The organism is Mesorhizobium sp. ES1-3 (assembly GCF_020164795.1).
Lineage (GTDB): Bacteria > Pseudomonadota > Alphaproteobacteria > Rhizobiales > Rhizobiaceae > Mesorhizobium.
Map to the genome: position 1 here is coordinate 226,796 of NZ_JAIUGW010000001.1, position 17,712 is coordinate 244,507.

Here is a 17,712-nt window from a genome sequence, read left to right on the forward strand (position 1 = left end):
GAGCGGGTTTGACACACTCCGTGGAAAGGCGCCTGTCGCAGCTGGTCACAGTGCTGGCCTTTGCCCTGCCGGTGATCTTCGTCCTCGTGCCGTTGGCGATCTTCCTGGTCTACAGCTTCTTCAGCGTCGACCAGGGCACGATCGTCTATGCGCCGACGCTCGGCAACTATGTCAGGTTCTTCACCGATCCGATCTTTCTGCCGGTGTTCTGGAACACCATCGTGCTGTGCGTGTCGGCGGCGGTCATCTGCATCCTGCTCGCCTATCCCGCCGCCTATTTCCTGACGACGCTGAAGGGGCGCTGGCGCTATGCCCTGCTGATGCTGCTCCTGGTGCCGCTGCTGATGAGCTACGTCATCAAGATCTACGCGATCCGCAGCATTCTCGGCCTCAACGGCTTCCTCAACAAGGCACTTGTGGCGCTCGGCATCCTGGATCAGCCATCGACGCTTTTCGTGTTCAACATGAACGCCATCCTTTTGACGCTGAGCCTGCTTTTGATCCCCTTCGCCATCCTGCCGATCTTCCTGTCGCTGGAGCGGATCCCGCAGACCTTGCTGCGCGCCTCGGACGATCTTGGCGCCAGCGGCTTGCAGACGTTCCTGCGCATTACCTTGCCGCTCAGCCTGCCCGGCGTCGCCTCGGCGGCGAGCTTCGTCTTCGTGCTGGCGATCGGCGATTTCCTGACGCCGCAGATGGTCGGCGGGATCAGCGGCTTCACCTTCGGCCGCATCCTCTACAGCCAGTTCGGAACCGCCTATAACTGGCCGTTCGGGGCGGCGCTGTCGGTGGCGCTTGCGATCGTGGTGATCGCCGCCATTCTCGTCGGCGAACGGTTCGGACGCAGCCGGGGGACGTCGGTATGAGCGCCCTGCCCCGACCGTCCACGATCTTCCTGGCCGCGATCACGGCGCTGGTCGCCGTGCTGCTCTACAGCCCGCTGTTCGTGCCGATCGTGTCGTCGTTCTTCACCATTTCACATGGCAATGTCGACTGGTCGTCGCCGACCCTTTCGACCTATGTGGCGCTGGCCGGGAACCATGACATCCTGGCCGCCTTGCGTACGACGCTCATCGTTGGGCTCTGCACCGTCGTGCTCTCGGTGGTCAGCGGAACGCTGCTGGCGCTCTACTATCACGGCCGCCGCTCGGGACGTTCGATCCTGCAGTTCATCATCTTCCTGCCATTCCTGATGCCGCCGATCATCAGCGGCCTGGCGCTGCTGATCTTCTTCCGCGAGATCGGCCTCGAACGCTCGCTGCTGACGGTCGTCATCGGTCACACTGTCTTCGTGCTGGCGATCGTCTACCGCACGGTGCTGATGCGGCTGCAGTCGATGAGCCGCACGCTGGTCGAAGCCTCCTACGATCTCGGCGCCAGCGGCGGGCAGACCTTCTGGCGCATCATCTTGCCGAACCTGTCGAGCGCCATGGTCGGCGGCGCCATCCTGGCCTTCGCCCTGTCGTTCGACGAAACGATGATCACCATCCTGGTCACCGGCACGCAAAGCACACTGCCGGTCAGGCTGTGGGCGATGATGCGGCTTGGCTTTTCGCCCGACATCAATGCACTGGTGGCGCTGATCCTGATGTTCACCGTGCTGCTGTGCGTGCTCGCCGCCCGTTTTCTGATCCCGAGGCAAATGGCGACGGAACGGAATTGAGTTTAAGCCAATGGGCTGAGGTCGAAGACGCGACCTGGGTTGAGGATGTTGTTCGGATCGAGCGCGGCCTTCAGCCGCCGCATCGTGGCGATTTCGGCGTCGCTGCGCACCAGATGCAGCCAGCGCTTCTTGTCGAGGCCGATGCCGTGCTCGGCCGACACGCCGCCTCCGGCGGCCGCCACACCGCGATAGATGATGCCGTAGGCCGCCGCCGGATCCTCGGTCAGAACCTGATAGTGCAGGTTGCCGTCGCCGAGATGGCCGAAGACATAGATGCCGGCCCCGGGATCGACGGCATGAATGGCGGCGTCCGCTTCTTGCAGGAAAGTTGCCATACGAGCCAACGGGATGCTGATGTCGACGCTGATCAGACCTTTCATCGAAAACAGGACGCGGTTGGCGTCTTCGCGCACATCCCAGAGCGCGCGGAATTCGCGCGGCGATTGCGAGACGACCACATCGTCGACGACGCCGTCCTCGACCGCCTGCATCAGAACCTCGGCGAAGCGCTCACCGTCGCGGTCGGGCTCGCTGCCCTGGATTTCGGCCAGCACATAGACGGGTGATCCAACCGGCAACGGCGCCGGCATGGCCATGCTGGCGACCATGACGTCATAGAGCGGCGCGAAGTTGACCTCATAGGCCGATAACAACGGGCCGAGCTTGTGCCGCAGCAGCCCCAGCAGGGCTATCGCCGCATCGAGCGAAGGCAGCGCGCAGAAGGCGTTCACTTCGGACGCAGGCTTCGGATGCAGCCGGAGCGCGGCGCGGGTGACGACGCCGAGCGTCCCTTCCGCGCCGATGAAGAGCTGGCCGAGGTCGTAGCCGGAATTGTCCTTTGGCAGGCCCTTGAGCGACGTCAGCACGCTGCCATCGGCGAGCACGGCCTCCAAGCCCAGCACCTGCGCCCGGTACATGCCGTAGCGCAGCACGCGGATGCCACCGGCATTGGTGGCGATGTTGCCGCCCACCGTGGCGGAACCCCGCGCGGCGATGTCGACGCCGAACATCAGCCCGGCGCCGTCGGCGGCCTCCTGTACCGCCTGCAGCGTGGCGCCGGCTTCGGCGACGATGGTGGCGGCCTGCCGGTCCGGCGCGCCAAGGCCGGTCATGCGCTCCAGCGACAGCACGATCTCGCCCGGCTGGACGCGCGCGCCACCGGCCAGTCCGGTGCGTCCGCCCTGGATGACGACCGGCTGGCGAAGAGCGTCGCATGCGGCGAGTGCTGCCGCGACACCATCGGTGTCGCGCGGGCGCAGCACGGCTTCGGGAAGCGTGCCGAACTTGCCGTCGGGATCATCGCGGTAGCGCTGGTCGACGTCGGAGCCGGCGAGCACGCCGCCCACGCCCAGCCTGTCGCCAAGAGCGGACAGAAGTCGCGTCGTTTCAGGCGACATCCGGCTCAGGCGCCTGCGTGACAAGGCGCATCGTCAGCATCCAACAACCGGATGGCCCGATGAGTATTCTTGTCCAACACGCTCGCCATCCCTGAATTGCAGCCGGCCGATCCTATTCGTGATCGCATGCAGTGCAAGCGATATCGGCTGCCCAGGCGATGCCGGCATCAATCGCGAGAGCCGAGATTGATGCCGGAAGGGCCGCGCAGTTTACTGAAGCTTGGCCTGCAGCGCGTTGACGTCGTCGGTGGTCATTTCACCATCGGTGGTCACCTTGCCGTCGACGATCTTCCACAGCCGGAACGGGCCGGTAATGTCGCCAAACTTGTCGAAGGCGACCGGACCGATGACGCCTTCATAGCGGATCGGCTTGCCATCCTTGATCAGGCCGAGCGCCTTGGCGAATTCTTCCTTGCCGGCATAGATCGGCGTGCCGGCAGGGTCGACCGCCTTGTACATGGCGTCCTTGATCTTGGCCGGATCCTCGGAGCCGGCAATCGCGATGGCGAGCCCGACAATGGCGCCGGCATCATAGGAGCGGTCGGCCGCCGGGTTCGACGGTTCGATGCCGGAGAACGCCTTGTAGTTCTTGGTGAAATACTCCGTCGATGCGGTCGGGCTGGTGCCGGACGACGTGCCATAGGCGTCCTTCAGATAATCGGCGCCGACCGACTCGATGAAATCAGGGCTGTTCATGCCGTCATTGAGCAGGAATTTCTGCACGCCGCCCTGCGAAATCCAGGTGCGGGCGATGGTCGCGCCGTCGACGGGCGTGCTGACTAGGTAAAGCCCATCCGGCTCGCCGGCCATCGCCGCGGTGACTTCCGAGGCATAGCTCGATTGCTTCTCGTTGTAGGGCGTGTCGGAGACGATGGTGCCGCCGAGCGCTTTGTAGGCACGCGAGAATTCGGCCACCATGTTGACGCCGAAGTCGTTGTTGACGTGGATGATCGCCAGCTTCTTGAAGCCCTTGTCGACGGCGTATTTGGCAGCGGCCACGCCCTGCAGCGCGTCCGAGGTGATGGTGCGGAAGAAGATGCCGTTGGTCTTGCCGTCGCGGCCGAGTGTCGTCAGCGTCGGCGAAGACGATGCCGGCGAGACCTGGACGATCTTGGCCGGCGCGGTGACAGAGGTCAGGATCGGAATCGACACCGAGGAAATGATGCCACCGATGATGACAGGTACTTTCTTGACCTGAACCAGCTGGGTGGCGGCGTCGACCGCGATGTTGCCCTGGCTCTGGCTGTCGCGCGTGTCGGTGACGAGATCGCAGCCGCGCACTCCGCCGGCTTCGTTGATGTCGCGGAACGCCATCTCGACCGACTTGGCGCCGGCTTGGCCGTATTCGCCGGCCGGGCCGGTCAGTTCCATGACGAGGCCGACGGTGATCTTGCAATCGGCGGCCTGGGCAGCACTGGCTATCGTGACGAGAGCAAGAGCGGTGGTGAGTTGGAGTATCGTCTTTCTCATTGTTGTTCCCCTTGAGTTACACGAACTGATTTGACGTCTGGAAAGTCTCAGTGTTCCGGCACCTGCAGCCAGGTTTCATGCAGATGCCGCCATTGGACGCCGTTGGGCGCCGATGAACTGGTGGTGAAAACCGCGCTCGACTGGCGACGGCTGTGCTTGCCCGCGCGCAGCTGCGCCTCGACATAGAGGACGACGATCGTATCGCCATCCTGCCATCCGGGCTTGATGTCCTCGATCGAGATAGCAAAGCCGTCGTCGCAGGTGGCCCGGCTGGAGCGGACATGGTCGATCACGGCATCGCGATCGAGGGTCTGGCCGCCTGGTGTGATCATGGTCAAGCCCTCGCCCATGACGGCTTCGAGGCGGCCGAAATCCACTTTGTCGGCCCGCGCGGCGACGAACCAGTCGACGAAAAAGCGATGCAGGTCGACGACTTCGGCGCTGGCCTGCGAAAACAGCGTCGCGCTGGTGGCACTCATGTCCGGCCTGCATTGAGGTTGTAATGCATGATCGAGCCGTGGCGGCCATCGCGGTCGCGCTCCAGCGCGTAGACGTCGCCCTGCGGCCCCTGGCTTTGCCCGATCACGGCAGCGATGATTGCGCGGTCTTCGGCATCGAGTTCGACGTCCATAATTTTGGCGTTGGCCACCGCATGCGCCTGGTTGCGGGCACCGACGATGACCGCCGCCACTTGCGGCTGCTCCAGCACCCAGGCGCTGGCGATGGTGGCGATGTCGACGCCGTGGCGATCGCCGACCGCCTTCAATGCGCGAAGCAGTTGCTGGAACGGGTCCCAGCCGCCGAAATCGTCGATGATCAGCTTGTATTTGACCAGCGAGCGGTTTTCGAGCGGCATGGCGGGTTCGGCCACGCCGAGCCATTTGTCGCTGAGGAAGCCGCCGGCCACCGAACCATAGCAGAGGAAGCTGACGCCGTTCTCCTCTGCAAGTGCGGCGAGGCTGTGCGCCGGGCGCTGGTCGAGCACCGAATATTGCAGCTGCTGGCTGACCAGCGGGACACCGGCTGCCAGGATTTCGGCTAGCCGGGGCGTGTCGAAATTGGTGGTGCCGAGATTGCGCAGCTTGCCCTCGAGCCGAAGCTCGTCGAGCCAACCCATCGCCTCGACATAGCGCGGCTGCGCATAGTCCCACCAGTGGAACTGCACGAGGTCGAGCCGCTCGGTCTTCAGCCTGCGCAGCGACTGGTCGACGATGCCCCTGATGTAGTCGCGGCTGATCGTAGCGAGCCGTTCAAGGTCGGGTACCAGTTTGGTATGCACCTTCATTTTGGCCGCTGCATCGAGGCCGCGCTCATTGGCCAGCCGCAGGCGCGCGGCGCCGATCAGCTCCTCGACGCCGGTGTAGATATCGGCGCAGTCATAGGTCCAGATGCCGGCATCGAAGGTGGCGATCAGATCGGCCACCGCCTGGCTGCGATCGATGGCGCCATGGCCGCCGGCGAGTTGCCAGCCACCGCGTATGACGCGCGAGATGGTGTAGCCAGGACTGAGCTCGAAGGCCTTGGCGGTCATGTCAGGTCATTCTCCTTCGGCAGCGGCACGGCCGTGGTTTCGGCATGGCTGAACCGCCGCTTGCCGGTCCTGACGATCCTCAACCGGCTGGCGCAGTTGGGATCGGGGCAGGCGATCTCGGCGTCCGAGGTCATCCAGTCATTCGGGTGGCTCGGGCGCTGCTTTGCCGCCAGCAGCGGCAGCACGGCGGCAAGCGAATAGATCGAGAAGCCCTGCCCCGCCGGCATCGACAGCATCTCGCCCTTGAGCTCGAAATAATCGCCGGCCTTGGCGCCGCAATAGATCGGCTTGCCGTCGGGAATGACCGCCTCGACGCGGAGATCGAAGAGCTCGAAACTGTCGTCAGCCATTTGAGGTCTCCACCAGGCTGAAGGTGATGTCGCAGGCGCCGTTGCGGCGGATGATGCCGCAGGCAGCCGCGAATTGATCGCGCTCCTCGGGCTTCACCTGCGCCACCACGCTGCCGGCCAGCCAGCCGATCGGGAACAACAGACGCGCGCCCTGCCCGTAGAACAGGCCGATGTCGAAGATGGCATTGGGATTGCCGCCCCACATGCGCGGCGGCACGTAGGACAACACGATGTCGCCCGGCTGCGGCGTCAGCGTCGCGTTCTCGGCCGGCAACGGCTGGGCATAGGCCTGCCCCTCGAGATCGGCGGCAGGAACAGGACAGGAAATCTCAGGTCCCGTCCACATAGCATGGATGCCTGGGACGACACGCGGCCTACCAAGATACGCTGTGAGAAAGGCCGCGTTTTCCGGCGCCTTCCCGGGCAGCAACAGCGCCGTGACGGAAAGCTTCGAGCGCGGCTCGCTGATCCTGATGGAGGTCATGTCTGGTCTCTCGCGGCGGCGGATTGCAGCTTGCTGCGCAGGAAGGTGAAGGGCCGGCTGATGTCGGCGGCAAGCGCTTCACGTGCCGCCCGCGCGTCCTGCGTGGCCAGCGCCTCGACGATGCGCCGGTGATACTGGGCTGTGTCGACCTCGCCGGCTTCCGAGAAGGCGTAGATGGCGACGCGGATGCAAGGACCTGATTGCAGCCACAGGCTCTCGATCATCGGGATCAGCACGGCTGAGCTGCAGGAGCGATAGATCTCGAAGTGAAAGCTCTGGTTGAGCGTCACTTCGCGATCGACATCCTTCTTGTGTTTCAGCGCCCGCATCTCGTCCCATTCACCGAGAATGGTTTCGATGGTGGCTATCTGGCGCGACCCCATGCGGGCGGCGGCCAGCGCGATCGCCTCGCCCTCGATCAGGATGCGGGCCCGCAAGAGATCGTCGAGGCGTTCCAGCGTGATTGGCGGCACCCGCACCGAACGGTTGGGCAGCGCCTCCAACGCCTTTTCCGTGATCAGCCGACCAAGCGCCTCGCGCACCGGCATGGTCGAGGTGACCAGCGCATCGGCCAGACCGCGGATGGTCAGCACCTGGCTCGGCTCGAACAGCCCACCGATCAGGGCGCGACGCAGTTCGGAATAGACGCGATCCTGCAACGTCTCGCGGCCGACCGGCGCGAGCTGGGCCGCGATCGCCTCGTTGTTCTTTTCGATGGCAGCCTTTTGCATGGAATTCCGTTCTCGGCGGGTTTTCGGCTTGCGGAGGAAATTAAAGCCGAATAGCGTGATCAAAGCAAGTGTGATCACAAATCAAAAATCAGGAGGCGGCGACGATCGTCTTCGACCAGAGGGTTTGATGAGCGAGGCAGCGGAAAGGCAGGGGAAGGAGACCCGTGCGCCGGTTCTGACGGCACGCAACGTCGTCAGGCGGTTCGGCGGCCTTGTCGCCGTCAACGATGTCTCGTTCGATGTCAAAGCGGGCGAAATCCTTGGCCTGATCGGGCCGAACGGCGCCGGCAAGACGACGATGTTCGACCTGCTCGCCGGCAGCATCCTGCCCACCAGCGGCGATATCCTTCTCAACGGCGTGCGAGTCTCCGGCGAAGCCGCTCATCTGCGTATCGGTCGAGGTCTCGGCCGCACCTTCCAGATCCCGCGCCCGCTGCCCAATCTGACGCTGATCGAAAACATCATGCTGGCGGCACAGGGCCAGGCCGGCGAAAGGCTGCTCGCCAACTTCGTCACGCCGTGGCGGGTGGCGGCACAGGAAAAAGCCGCCAGGACAAAGGCACTCGAACTGCTGGAACTCGTCACCCTCAGCCATCTCGCCCATGAGCCGGCGCGCGTGCTGTCTGGTGGCCAGCGCAAGCTGCTCGAACTTGCCCGCGTCATGATGGCGGACCCGGCGATCATCCTGCTCGACGAACCCGCGGCCGGCGTCAATGCGACGCTGCTCGAAGTCATCATCGACCGCATCCGCGACATCAACGCGCGCGGCATCACCTTCCTGCTGATCGAGCACAATATCGACATGGTGACGCGGCTCTGCCATCGCGTCCTCGTCATGGCGAGTGGCCAGTTGCTGAGTGAAGGCACCGCGGAAGAAGTCGCCCGCGACCCGCGCGTCATCGAGGCCTATCTCGGAGGCAGCGCGTGAGCCAGACCGTCCTCGATGTCCGCAATCTCGAAGCGGGTTATGAACCTGGCGTACCGATCGTGCGCGGCGCCTCGATCACCGTCGACAAGGGTGAGATCGTCGTCGTGCTCGGCCCCAATGGCGCCGGCAAGTCGAGCTTCATCAAGGCAATCGCCGGCCTGGTCCCGATCACCGGCGGCACGGTATTGCTGGACGGCAAGGACATCACCGCCGCACCGGCGCACACCATGGTGCGGCTTGGCCTCGCCTTCGTACCGCAGACCGAGAACATTTTTCCGCTGATGTCGGTCGAGGACAATCTCAGGGTTGCCTGCGGCATCCTCGAGCGGCGCGACATCCCGGCCCGCATCGAGGAGATGTATGCCGCCTTCCCCGATCTCGTCCGCCAACGCCGCACCGCCGCCGCCAATCTTTCGGGCGGCCAGCGGCAGATGCTCGCGGTCGCGCGGGCGCTGATCATCCATCCCAAGGTGCTGGTGCTGGACGAACCGTCGGCCGGCCTGTCGCCGAAATTCGTCTCGATGGTTTTCGAGATGCTGGTCGGCATCCGCAAATCCGGCGTCACCATCCTTTTGGTCGAGCAAAACGCCAAGGCTGCACTTGCCATCGGCGACCGCGCCTATGTGCTGGTCGAGGGCAAGGACCGGCACGAGGGCATTGCCTCCGAACTGTGGAACGACCCGGTCGTGGCCGAACTCTATCTCGGCCAGCGCCCCCAGCAGGGAGGCGCGGCATGAGCCTGCAATTTATCGTCGACGGATTGCTGACGGGCTCGATGATCGGCCTCGGCGCCATCGGCGTGACGCTCACCTATTCGATCCTGCGCTTCTCGAACTTCGCGCATGGCGACTTCATGGCCTGGGGCACCTATGCGACGCTGACCATGGTCAGCGCCATCGGCGCAACATTCGGCAAGGTCGCGCCGATCGCGCCGCTGTCCTTCGGCTGGCCGCTCCTCGTTGCATTGATCGTCGGCATGGCATTTACCGCCCTGTTGGCGCTGCTGCTCGACAAGGTACTGTTTTCGCGGCTGCGCTCGCAGGGCCAGGCAATCATCGTTGTCATGGCGAGTTTCGGCGCCTCGATGGCGCTACGCAGCCTGCTCGAATTCGCCTTCACCTCGCGGCCGACCTATTTCAGCCGGGCGATCCAGATCGCCATGCCGGTCGGCTTCGGCATCCGTGTCACGCCCGACCAGATCGCCCTGTTGCTGCTGACCGCTATACTCGTGCTCGGCGTGCATCTGTTGATGACACGCACTCAAGTCGGCCGCTCGATGCAGGCCTTGAGCCAGAACGCAGCACTGGCCCGCATCGTCGGCATCGACGTCGCCAGCGTGGTGCGGGTGACCTGGATCATCGGCAGCGCGCTCGCCTGCGTGGCTGGCGTGATGATCGGCATCCTGGTGCAGATCCGCCCGTTCATGGGCTTCGACATGCTGCTGCCAATGTTTGCCGCCGCCATTTTGGGCGGCATCGGCAGCATCCCGGGCGCGGTGCTCGGCGGCCTGATCATCGGGCTCGCCGAAGCCGGCGCGGTGCAATTGATTGGCGCCGAATGGCGTGCCGCCGTCTCCTTCATCATCCTGATGGCGGTACTGTTCGTGCGGCCGATCGGCCTTTTCGGAGTTCGGGAAAGATGATCGATCTCATCGGCTACGGCGCGTTCTTCCTGACCACGGCGCTCATTTTCTCGCTGGTCACGCTCGGGCTCAACCTGCAATGGGGCCTGACGGGCCTGTTCAATGTCGGCCTCGCCGGTTTTGTTGCCATCGGCGCCTACACCTCGGCACTGCTGACGACACCGGACGACCCCGCGCGGCTTGGCGGCTTCGGCCTGCCCATCCTCGCCGGCTGGGCGGGCGCCATGGTCGTTGGCGGTATTGCCGCGGCACTTACCGGCATGGCGACGCTGCGTCTTAGATCCGACTATCTGGCGATCACCACCTTCGGCGTGGCCGTCGTCGTACAACTGGTCGCGCTCAACACACAGAAACTGACCGGCGGACCATTCGGCATCGGCTTCATCCCGCGTCCCTTTGGCGGCCTTGCGGAGACGCCGCTGCTGTTCAACCTGTCGAACCTTGCCATTGTTTGCGCTGTGACGCTGATTGCCTATCTCGCCTTGGAACACCTGTCGCGAAGCCCGTGGGGTCGCGTGCTGAAGGCATTGCGGGAGGACGAGCGGGCGGCGATTTCGCTCGGCAAGAGCGCGCGCTTCTACCGTGTCCAGGCGTTTGCCGTCGGTGGCGCCATCATGGCGCTGGCCGGCGCGCTGCAGGCACACTTCACCGGCTTCATCGCTCCGGACAATTACCTGCCGATCCTCACCTTTCAGGTCTGGGTGATGCTGATCGTCGGGGGCTCGGGCAGCAATCTCGGCGCCGTCATCGGCAGCATACTGGTCTGGGCGATCTGGGCAGGGTCGGGCACGCTGACCAGCGTGCTGTTTGCGCCCGAGCAGCAGGCGCGCGCCGCCTCGCTGCAGATCGTCGCGATCGGTGTCATGCTTTGCGTCATCCTTCTGGTCAGGCCGAACGGGTTGTTCGGCGACAGGCCGCGGCGGCCGCGCTTTGGCAAGCGCAGGCGGATCGCTACGGACAAAAGCAGTTCCGGCTCATGAATGCCCCGGTCCGGCAGGGTGCGAATGGCACTTCGCTCTGGCATGCTATCAACCGCGATCACCGGGAACGGCCGACGCTGCAAGGCAGGCTCGATGTCGATCTGGCCATCGTCGGCGGTGGATTTTCCGGTCTGTCGACCGCGCTGCACGCCGCGGAAAAAGGCATCTCGGTCGCTGTGCTCGAAGCCGAAGTCATCGCCTGGGGCGCGACCGGCCGGAACGCGGGTTTCGTCGTGCCGAACTTCGCCAGGATGGACCCCGATAGCATTCTCGCGCATCTCGGCTCCGAACGCGGCGAAAGGCTGATCGATTTCGCCGCGGGCAGTGCCGACCTCGTCTTCGGCCTGATCCAGCGGCACGGCATCGACTGCGACGCGGTGCAGAACGGATGGATTCAGCCGGCGCACTCGCCCGCCGCCTTGCAGAAGGTCAAATCACGCGCGGAACAATGGGCGCGTCGCGGCCGGCCTGTCGTCACCTTGGATCGCCGAGAGGTCGAAGCGCTGGCGGGTGCGCACGGCTATGTCGGTGGCTGGATGGATCGTTCCGGCGGCGTGCTCAATCCGGTCGCCTACGCACGCGGACTGGCCGATGCGGCGGAAAAGGCCGGCGCGCAAATTTTCGAGCGGACACGTGTCACGTCGGTCGATCGCATAGCCGATGGCTGGGCGCTGAAAACGCCATCGGGCTCGGTGCGCGCGGCCAGGGTGCTGATCGCCACCAACGCCTATGGCGGGTCGCTCAATCCTTTGCTGCAGCGGACTTATTTTCCGCTCAAGGTTTTCCAGATCGCGACCGCGCCACTACCGCTCGAAATCCGCACGCGTCTACTTCCCGGAGGGCAAGGCGTCGGCGATACCAGGCGCAATCTCTTCACCTTTCGCTTCGACGCTGATAACCGGCTGATCAGCGGCGGCATGCATATTCTTGGCGCCGGCGCCGATACGCGCGTGCCGCAAACAATCTGGCGGCGGCTTGCCAGCCACCTCGACCTGCCTGATTTGCCGCCGCTTGCCTACAGCTGGTCGGGGATGGCGGCGGTCGAACCGGATTTCCTGCCGCACCTCCTGGACCTCGGCCCGGGGCTGATCGCCGGCCGCGCCTGCAATGGACGCGGCATCGCCATGACCACGGCGATGGGCAAGGTGCTGGCCGACTGGGCCGCTGGAGCCGAAGCGCGTGATTTGCCGCTGCCCTTTGCACCGCCGGCGCCAATCCCATTCCATACCCTGTTGCGGCACGCACCCAACACGCTGCATGGCTGGAGCATTCTGCGTGACCGGATGGACCACGCGGCATAGACCCACCGCCGTGCGATCAGCGCGCCGTGCGAAGATTCTCGGAGAGAATAGCGGCCGCCGCCGCGATGTCCTGCTCGAGGGAAGCTCGAACGGCTGGACCGTTGCGTTGTTCCAGCGCGGCGACGATCCTTCGGTGCGCGTCGTTGGACTGCGGAATGTAGCGATCAGCCCGCATCAGGAGCTTGAGATAGGGTCCAACCCGACCCCAGAGATCGCGGATCATGTTCAAGAGGATCGGCGCGCCGGCATGCTCATAGATAGCGAAATGGAAGGCCTCGTTCAGGGAGAGATAGGTCGTGGCGTCTTGCGCCTCGATGGCCCGCTGCATCCCGGTGAGCGCGACCTGTATGTCCACCAGCGCGCGCTCACTCATCCGCGTGGCGGCCATCTCGCCCGCCAGCCCCTCGACGGCGATGCGGATGCGCGTCAGTTCCTCGAAAGCGGGATCGGACAGCAAGGGCACGATGATCGAGCGGTTGTTCTGCATTTCCAGAAGCCGCTCGGCGACCAGCCTTTGCAATGCCTCTCGGATCGGGGTGGTCGAAATGCCGAAGGTTTCGGCGAGCTTGCGGATGACCAGGGTCTGGCCCGGACTGAACCCGCCTGAAATCAATTCCTGCTTGAGCGCGCCATAGGCGCGGTCATTGAGGGTTTGATGCTCGAGCTTCAGCATGCGCCTGCTCGGCTCACCATTTCGACAGTGCGCGGTCGAGCGTCTCGGCCAGTTGCTCGGCATTGTCCCTGGCAAAGGGCAGCGGTGGCCTGATCTTCAGCACATTGCCGCGCGGACCGCAGGACGAAATCAGCACGCTGTCCTCGCGCATGGCTTCGACGACGGATGAAGTCTTGGCGGCGGCGGTGGCCCCATCCTCCGCCGTCAGCTCAACGCCGAAATAGAGGCCACTGTGCCTGACATCGGCGACCATGCCGTGCCGGCTTTTCAAGGCATCCAGCAGTTCTCCGGTATAGGCGCCGACCGTCCGCGCGTTCTCGATCAGCCCCTCGCCCTCAATCACCTCGAGCACGGCGATGCCGACGGCGGCCGCCACCGGATTGCCGCCGAAGGTGTTGAAGTAGCCGGTGTTCGAGCCGAACGAGCTCACCAGTTGCGGCCGCACGATCACCGCACCCATTGGATGTCCATCGCCGATCGGCTTGCCCATGGTGACGATGTCAGGCTCGAGGCCGTAATTGGCAAAACCCCACATGCCCTGGCCTAGCCGGCCGAAACCGGACTGGACCTCGTCGGCGATGACGATGCCGCCGGCCTTTCTGACGTGATCGGCCGCCTCGTGCATGACAGAAGCATCGGGGAAAAAGATGCCGTCACTGGAAAAGGCGGAATCGAGAAGCAGCGCCGCCGGACGGATGTTTTGCGCGCGCATGTCCTCGATGGCGGCGGCGACATTTCCGGCGAAATCATGGGCGGCGCGGCCGCCGTCGCGGAACGTGTCCGGCGCAGCCACGGTGCGATGCTGCGCCGGCACGCCCTTGGCCCCGACCGCCGCCGGCGACAGCTGCGCCGTCGCGATGGTGGCGCCGTGATAGGCGAAATCGGTGATGATCACGCCGGTGTTGCCGCTGGAGTGCTGGGCGATGCGGATGGCGAGGTCGTTGGCCTCGCTGCCGGTGCAGGTGAACATGGCGTGGCCGAGATGGGATGGAAGCGTGCCGAGAAGCTTTTCCGCGTAGTCGAGGATGATCTCGCTGAGATAGCGCGTGTGCGTGTTGAGCGTGGCGGCCTGTCCCGAAAGCGCCTCGACGACGCGCGGATGGCAGTGTCCGACCGAAGCGACGTTGTTGTAGGCATCGAGGAATTTTCGGCCGTGCGCATCGTAGAGCCAGACACCGCTGCCACGCACCAGATGAATCGGATTGCGGTAGAAGGCGCGATAGGTCGGCCCGAGCAACCTGGCGCGGCGTTCGAGCAGCGCGCGCTCGGATTGCGACAGGCCGGCATCGGCGGAGGCACTTGCGGGCGAGGACTGGGACACGGGCATCTACTCCGGCTTGGAATGGTCGAGGAAATAGCGGCGGGCTTCAGCGGACGACAGCCCGTCCAGCCGTTCGAGCGAGGCCCAGACCTCGGTGATGAGGCGCAAGACATAGTCGCGTTTGGCCGGAAACCGCTCGGCCTGCCAGCTGGCGATGTTGGCGATGAGCGCAAGCCGGGCACGAATGAGGTGGAAGAGAATGCCAAGCTCTTCGATCTCGAGCGGCTGCACCGATTGATAACCGGCGACGAAGCGTGCCGCAGGCGCCAGCGGATGACTTTCGGCCGGCCAGCGATAGACGGCACCGATAGCGAGATCGCAGATCAGCGGCGAATGGATCATGTCGCCGAAATCGAGGATGCCGCCGACCACTTCCGGCCGCGCGGCATCCATCACCACATTGTAGGAATTCATGTCGTTATGGACGATCTGCGCGCGCAGCCCGGGGATGACCGGCGCCGCATGTTCCTCGAAAGCGTCGATGACGCGCTCGACCATGGCGCGATGGCCGGCGTCGGCGATATACGCCAGCATCGGCCGTGTCTTGGCGACCTTGCGGATGTCCCAAAGTAGGTCGCTGCCGGCGGCCGGGTGGAAGAAGCCGCGCAGTGCCCGGCCAAGCCGGGCGAGGAAGATGCCGAGATTGCGATCCTGCGCCGCTGACGTAGGCGAGCGCGAAAGCAGCTGGCCGGGCAGATAGGTAACCAGCCTGATGATGCGCGGCGCCGATCCGCCGACGCCGACCATAAACTGCGCTTCGCCTTCGAGGCTCTTGCGCACCGAGGGAACGGGCAAGGCCGGGTCGACCGTCAGAATGTGGTCGAGCGCCTTGTTCTGGAAATCGGTGAAGCCGGCCTCTTCCGCCGGATGCGAGACCTTCAGTACGAAGTCGCCCTCGCCTTCGGTCTTGATATGGAAGTTGTGATCGCGTTCACCCGGCAGCGGGCGCACGCTGCCGGTGAGCCCGTAGTGCAGGCGCAACAGGCCAAGCGCCTCGGCGATCGAAACATCAGGCGCATCCTCGGCGAGCGTGTCGCCGAAGGCATCCGACACGGCCGCGTTCATGGCCCGACCTCGGGATCGATGGGCTCGAGACCGCACCAGTCGGCGATGAAGAGCGCGATGGTCTGGGTGACCTTGCGAACAGAGTCGAGATCGACGGCCTCGTCATAGCCATGCGGCATGCGGCAGATCGGGCCGTAGACGATCGCCGGCGTGTCGGCATAGAGGCCGAAGAAGCGGGCATCGGTGGTGGCCGAGGTGACATGCTCGGTCAGCGGCTCACCCCACACGGCGGTGTGGCTGCGCCGCAGTACGGCTTCCATCTCGTCGGCGCCTTCCAGCACATAGCCCTCGGCCATGAAGCCGTTATAGGTCATTCTGGGCGGGCGATTGGTGAGAAACGGATCGGCGCGCGCCGCATCGGCGATGCAGGCCTCGAGTTCGGCCCTGGCATCCTCCGGCTTCTGGCCGGGATAGGTCGCGACCCGCATCTCGAAGACACAGCGCGCCGGTACGCTCGATGTCCATTCGCCGCCTTCGATCTTGCCGAGGTTGAAACGGATCGGGTGCGGATGATCGCAGAAATGCGGATCATCGACCTTGCGCGCGTTCCAGACGATTTCGAGCTGCTTCAGCGCCTGGATGATGAGGAAGGCCTTCTCGATGGCATTGGCGCCGGCGGAAAAGGCGCCCGACGCGTGCTGCGGATCGCCGTCGACCTCGACCCTGAACCAGATCGGCCCGACCTGTGCCCGCATCAGCCTTGGCTCCAGCGGCTCGGGAATGAAGGCGGCATCGGCGCGGTAGCCACGCTGCAGGCAAGCGAGCGCGCCATTGCCGGTGCACTCCTCCTCTACGACCGACTGCAGGAATACTTTCGCCGCCGGCTGATAGCCGAGGCCGCGCAATGCGGCCAGCGCATAGAGGCAGGCCGACAGGCCGGCCTTCATGTCGCCGGCGCCGCGGCCATGCATCCAGCCATCCTCGATCGCGGGATCGTAGGGGTCTCGCACCCAGCGGTCGAGCGGCCCCGTCGGCACCACGTCGATATGGCCGTTGAGGATCAGCGAGCGGCCGGTGGCGTTTTTCGGCGTATGGGTGGCGACGACGTTGAAGGCGTCATCGTAGGACACCGCGACGGGCGAAAATCCGGGCAGGTCGCGGATAGCATCGACATCGACACGCCACATATCGACCGCATAGCCATTGGCTTCATAAGCAGCCGCCATGAAGGATTGCGCGGCGTGCTCCTCGCCGCGTTGGGAGGGAAAGCGCACGAGATCGGCCAGGAAGACAAGCTGGCTGTCGAAGCCATCGTCGACCGCCCGCAAGATGGCCTCATCCGCAATTCGCTCAGGCATGATATTCCGCTTTCCCAAGAATGATGTATCATATCTCATATGCCATTTCCCGAAAAGGCAACAACACAGGCGGGCCAAAATCGTGGCCCACCCCTGGAGCCTCTTGGCAGGCGGTCGCAGAGTTGGCATCAGCTTCTTGACTGCCGGCAAGGCTGCGCGGCGGATGATCGAGGACAGATGCAAGTCACCGAAGGCACATTGCCGGATGAAATCACCGACCTCGCGTCCGGCTACCGGCGTGTGCCGGCCGGCAAGATCGTCAATGCGGTGACGTGGATGGAGGCGCGCGCGCCGGTGCAGGGTCTCGGCCAACCCCTGGCAATGACGCGCGTCACCGAGCCCGACTCCGCCGTCTACCGCGCGGTCTTCCTGGAGATCGGCGCACCCTGGCTCTGGGACCGCGCCGCCGAAATGTCGGACGGCGACATCGCGGCGCATTTCGCCGACCCACGCCAGCATCTCTATTACAGCCACGATGAAAGCGGCGGCCGTGTCGGCATGGTCGAATTCTCGGTAACCGACAGCAACGAGATCGAGATCACCTATTTCGGCCTGTTCCCTTCCTTGACCGGCCGAGGCTTCGGCAAGCGGCTGATGGCTGGCGCACTCGATCAGGCATGGCGCCTGGAGCCCAGCCGCATCTGGCTGCACACCAGCAGCTTCGATCATCACAGCGTCATCGGTTTCTACAGAGCTTGCGGGTTTGAACCCTTCGCCGCCGGGTTCGAAATCACCGACGATCCGCGGATCAAGGGAACCCTGCCGCGCGGTGCGGCCCCGCAAATCCCGCTGATCGAGACCGAATGGGTGCCCGGCGCCAGATGAGACCGTCGTCGCAACCCGCGAGGACGCGCGCGACACCGCACTGGCCGCGCAGC

General features: G+C 64.6%; 19 protein-coding genes. 8 read left to right on the forward strand and 11 right to left on the reverse strand.

What is annotated here, in order from left to right; all coding sequences use genetic code 11:
* Positions 1–8 precede the first annotated feature (8 nt).
* Together LB536_RS01070 and LB536_RS01075 are read left to right on the forward strand one after the other, a co-directional pair.
* The gene (locus LB536_RS01070) at positions 9–866 is read left to right on the forward strand and encodes an ABC transporter permease (RefSeq protein WP_224589789.1); all 858 of its coding nucleotides are present in this window, start codon (positions 9–11) and stop codon (positions 864–866) included.
* Positions 863–1,663, forward strand: a complete 801-nt coding sequence (locus LB536_RS01075; protein ID WP_224589790.1) for an ABC transporter permease — start codon at positions 863–865, stop codon at positions 1,661–1,663. Before LB536_RS01070 ends, LB536_RS01075 begins: the two co-directional genes overlap by 4 nt.
* 2 nt (positions 1,664–1,665) lie before the next feature.
* Here the strand turns inward: LB536_RS01075 and LB536_RS01080 are convergent, their stop codons facing one another.
* The 7 genes from LB536_RS01080 to LB536_RS01110 all read right to left on the reverse strand — a co-directional run bounded on the left by LB536_RS01080 (position 1,666) and on the right by LB536_RS01110 (position 7,626).
* A complete protein-coding gene (locus LB536_RS01080) occupies positions 1,666–3,060 on the reverse strand; it encodes an FAD-binding oxidoreductase (RefSeq protein ID WP_224589791.1) in 1,395 nt (464 codons plus the stop codon).
* Between the two features lie 210 nt (positions 3,061–3,270).
* Entirely contained in the window at positions 3,271–4,530 is a 1,260-nt protein-coding gene (locus LB536_RS01085; protein WP_140757746.1) for an ABC transporter substrate-binding protein, read from the reverse strand.
* Between the two features lie 47 nt (positions 4,531–4,577).
* Positions 4,578–5,009, reverse strand: a complete 432-nt coding sequence (locus LB536_RS01090; RefSeq protein ID WP_224589792.1) for a DUF4440 domain-containing protein — start codon at positions 5,007–5,009, stop codon at positions 4,578–4,580.
* Complete coding sequence (locus LB536_RS01095; RefSeq protein WP_224589793.1) at positions 5,006–6,061, reverse strand: aldo/keto reductase; 1,056 nt, start codon at positions 6,059–6,061, stop codon at positions 5,006–5,008. The genes LB536_RS01090 and LB536_RS01095 overlap by 4 nt, the downstream gene beginning before the upstream one ends.
* Positions 6,058–6,411: a TIGR04076 family protein gene (locus LB536_RS01100; RefSeq protein WP_224589794.1), complete on the reverse strand. Its 354-nt coding sequence runs from the start codon at positions 6,409–6,411 to the stop codon at positions 6,058–6,060. The genes LB536_RS01095 and LB536_RS01100 overlap by 4 nt, the downstream gene beginning before the upstream one ends.
* Positions 6,404–6,895, reverse strand: a complete 492-nt coding sequence (locus LB536_RS01105) for a DUF3830 family protein (RefSeq protein WP_224589795.1) — start codon at positions 6,893–6,895, stop codon at positions 6,404–6,406. The genes LB536_RS01100 and LB536_RS01105 overlap by 8 nt, the downstream gene beginning before the upstream one ends.
* Positions 6,892–7,626, reverse strand: a complete 735-nt coding sequence (locus tag LB536_RS01110) for a GntR family transcriptional regulator (RefSeq protein WP_224589796.1) — start codon at positions 7,624–7,626, stop codon at positions 6,892–6,894. Before LB536_RS01110 ends, LB536_RS01105 begins: the two co-directional genes overlap by 4 nt.
* Before the next feature lie 127 nt (positions 7,627–7,753).
* Between LB536_RS01110 and LB536_RS01115 the strand changes: the two genes are divergently transcribed.
* Genes LB536_RS01115 through LB536_RS01135 form a run of 5 tightly spaced genes read left to right on the forward strand, consistent with a single transcriptional unit; the run spans position 7,754 to position 12,477 of the window.
* Positions 7,754–8,554, forward strand: coding sequence for an ABC transporter ATP-binding protein (locus LB536_RS01115; protein ID WP_224589797.1), 801 nt, complete (start codon positions 7,754–7,756; stop codon positions 8,552–8,554).
* Complete coding sequence (locus tag LB536_RS01120; RefSeq protein ID WP_224589798.1) at positions 8,551–9,291, forward strand: ABC transporter ATP-binding protein; 741 nt, start codon at positions 8,551–8,553, stop codon at positions 9,289–9,291. Before LB536_RS01115 ends, LB536_RS01120 begins: the two co-directional genes overlap by 4 nt.
* Positions 9,288–10,196: a branched-chain amino acid ABC transporter permease gene (locus tag LB536_RS01125; RefSeq protein WP_224589799.1), complete on the forward strand. Its 909-nt coding sequence runs from the start codon at positions 9,288–9,290 to the stop codon at positions 10,194–10,196. The genes LB536_RS01120 and LB536_RS01125 overlap by 4 nt, the downstream gene beginning before the upstream one ends.
* The gene (locus LB536_RS01130) at positions 10,193–11,176 is read left to right on the forward strand and encodes a branched-chain amino acid ABC transporter permease (protein WP_224589800.1); all 984 of its coding nucleotides are present in this window, start codon (positions 10,193–10,195) and stop codon (positions 11,174–11,176) included. The genes LB536_RS01125 and LB536_RS01130 overlap by 4 nt, the downstream gene beginning before the upstream one ends.
* Positions 11,173–12,477, forward strand: a complete 1,305-nt coding sequence (locus tag LB536_RS01135) for an NAD(P)/FAD-dependent oxidoreductase (RefSeq protein ID WP_224589801.1) — start codon at positions 11,173–11,175, stop codon at positions 12,475–12,477. Before LB536_RS01130 ends, LB536_RS01135 begins: the two co-directional genes overlap by 4 nt.
* A 16-nt stretch (positions 12,478–12,493) precedes the next feature.
* Here the strand turns inward: LB536_RS01135 and LB536_RS01140 are convergent, their stop codons facing one another.
* From LB536_RS01140 to LB536_RS01155, 4 genes are read right to left on the reverse strand one after another with little or no spacing between them, the layout of a single operon-like run.
* On the reverse strand, positions 12,494–13,150 hold the full coding sequence (locus LB536_RS01140) for a GntR family transcriptional regulator (protein WP_224589802.1): 657 nt from the start codon (positions 13,148–13,150) through the stop codon (positions 12,494–12,496).
* 13 nt (positions 13,151–13,163) lie between these two features.
* Positions 13,164–14,477, reverse strand: coding sequence for an aspartate aminotransferase family protein (locus LB536_RS01145; RefSeq protein WP_224589803.1), 1,314 nt, complete (start codon positions 14,475–14,477; stop codon positions 13,164–13,166).
* Entirely contained in the window at positions 14,478–15,536 is a 1,059-nt protein-coding gene (locus LB536_RS01150) for a phosphotransferase (RefSeq protein ID WP_224589804.1), read from the reverse strand.
* Positions 15,533–16,834, reverse strand: coding sequence for an ArgE/DapE family deacylase (locus LB536_RS01155; protein WP_224589805.1), 1,302 nt, complete (start codon positions 16,832–16,834; stop codon positions 15,533–15,535). Before LB536_RS01155 ends, LB536_RS01150 begins: the two co-directional genes overlap by 4 nt.
* A 177-nt stretch (positions 16,835–17,011) precedes the next feature.
* On the opposite strand from LB536_RS01155, the gene LB536_RS01160 reads away from it, so the two are divergent.
* Positions 17,012–17,659 (forward strand): GNAT family N-acetyltransferase, encoded by a 648-nt coding sequence (locus LB536_RS01160; RefSeq protein WP_224589806.1) that lies wholly within the window; start codon positions 17,012–17,014, stop codon positions 17,657–17,659.
* Positions 17,660–17,712 lie beyond the last annotated feature (53 nt).

Excerpts from the sequence above, each read along its gene's own strand:
- LB536_RS01155 (WP_224589805.1), bottom strand. The coding sequence starts at position 16,834 with ATGCCTGAGCGAATTGCGGATGAGGCCATCTTGCGGGCGGTCGACGAT.
- LB536_RS01085 (WP_140757746.1), bottom strand. The coding sequence starts at position 4,530 with ATGAGAAAGACGATACTCCAACTCACCACCGCTCTTGCTCTCGTCACG.
- LB536_RS01115 (WP_224589797.1), top strand. The coding sequence starts at position 7,754 with ATGAGCGAGGCAGCGGAAAGGCAGGGGAAGGAGACCCGTGCGCCGGTT.
- LB536_RS01140 (WP_224589802.1), bottom strand. The coding sequence starts at position 13,150 with ATGCTGAAGCTCGAGCATCAAACCCTCAATGACCGCGCCTATGGCGCG.
- LB536_RS01125 (WP_224589799.1), top strand. The coding sequence starts at position 9,288 with ATGAGCCTGCAATTTATCGTCGACGGATTGCTGACGGGCTCGATGATC.
- LB536_RS01095 (WP_224589793.1), bottom strand. The coding sequence starts at position 6,061 with ATGACCGCCAAGGCCTTCGAGCTCAGTCCTGGCTACACCATCTCGCGC.
- LB536_RS01135 (WP_224589801.1), top strand. The coding sequence starts at position 11,173 with ATGAATGCCCCGGTCCGGCAGGGTGCGAATGGCACTTCGCTCTGGCAT.
- LB536_RS01160 (WP_224589806.1), top strand. The coding sequence starts at position 17,012 with ATGCAAGTCACCGAAGGCACATTGCCGGATGAAATCACCGACCTCGCG.
- LB536_RS01100 (WP_224589794.1), bottom strand. The coding sequence starts at position 6,411 with ATGGCTGACGACAGTTTCGAGCTCTTCGATCTCCGCGTCGAGGCGGTC.
- LB536_RS01150 (WP_224589804.1), bottom strand. The coding sequence starts at position 15,536 with ATGAACGCGGCCGTGTCGGATGCCTTCGGCGACACGCTCGCCGAGGAT.
- LB536_RS01130 (WP_224589800.1), top strand. The coding sequence starts at position 10,193 with ATGATCGATCTCATCGGCTACGGCGCGTTCTTCCTGACCACGGCGCTC.
- LB536_RS01110 (WP_224589796.1), bottom strand. The coding sequence starts at position 7,626 with ATGCAAAAGGCTGCCATCGAAAAGAACAACGAGGCGATCGCGGCCCAG.
- LB536_RS01145 (WP_224589803.1), bottom strand. The coding sequence starts at position 14,477 with ATGCCCGTGTCCCAGTCCTCGCCCGCAAGTGCCTCCGCCGATGCCGGC.
- LB536_RS01105 (WP_224589795.1), bottom strand. The coding sequence starts at position 6,895 with ATGACCTCCATCAGGATCAGCGAGCCGCGCTCGAAGCTTTCCGTCACG.
- LB536_RS01090 (WP_224589792.1), bottom strand. The coding sequence starts at position 5,009 with ATGAGTGCCACCAGCGCGACGCTGTTTTCGCAGGCCAGCGCCGAAGTC.
- LB536_RS01075 (WP_224589790.1), top strand. The coding sequence starts at position 863 with ATGAGCGCCCTGCCCCGACCGTCCACGATCTTCCTGGCCGCGATCACG.
- LB536_RS01080 (WP_224589791.1), bottom strand. The coding sequence starts at position 3,060 with ATGTCGCCTGAAACGACGCGACTTCTGTCCGCTCTTGGCGACAGGCTG.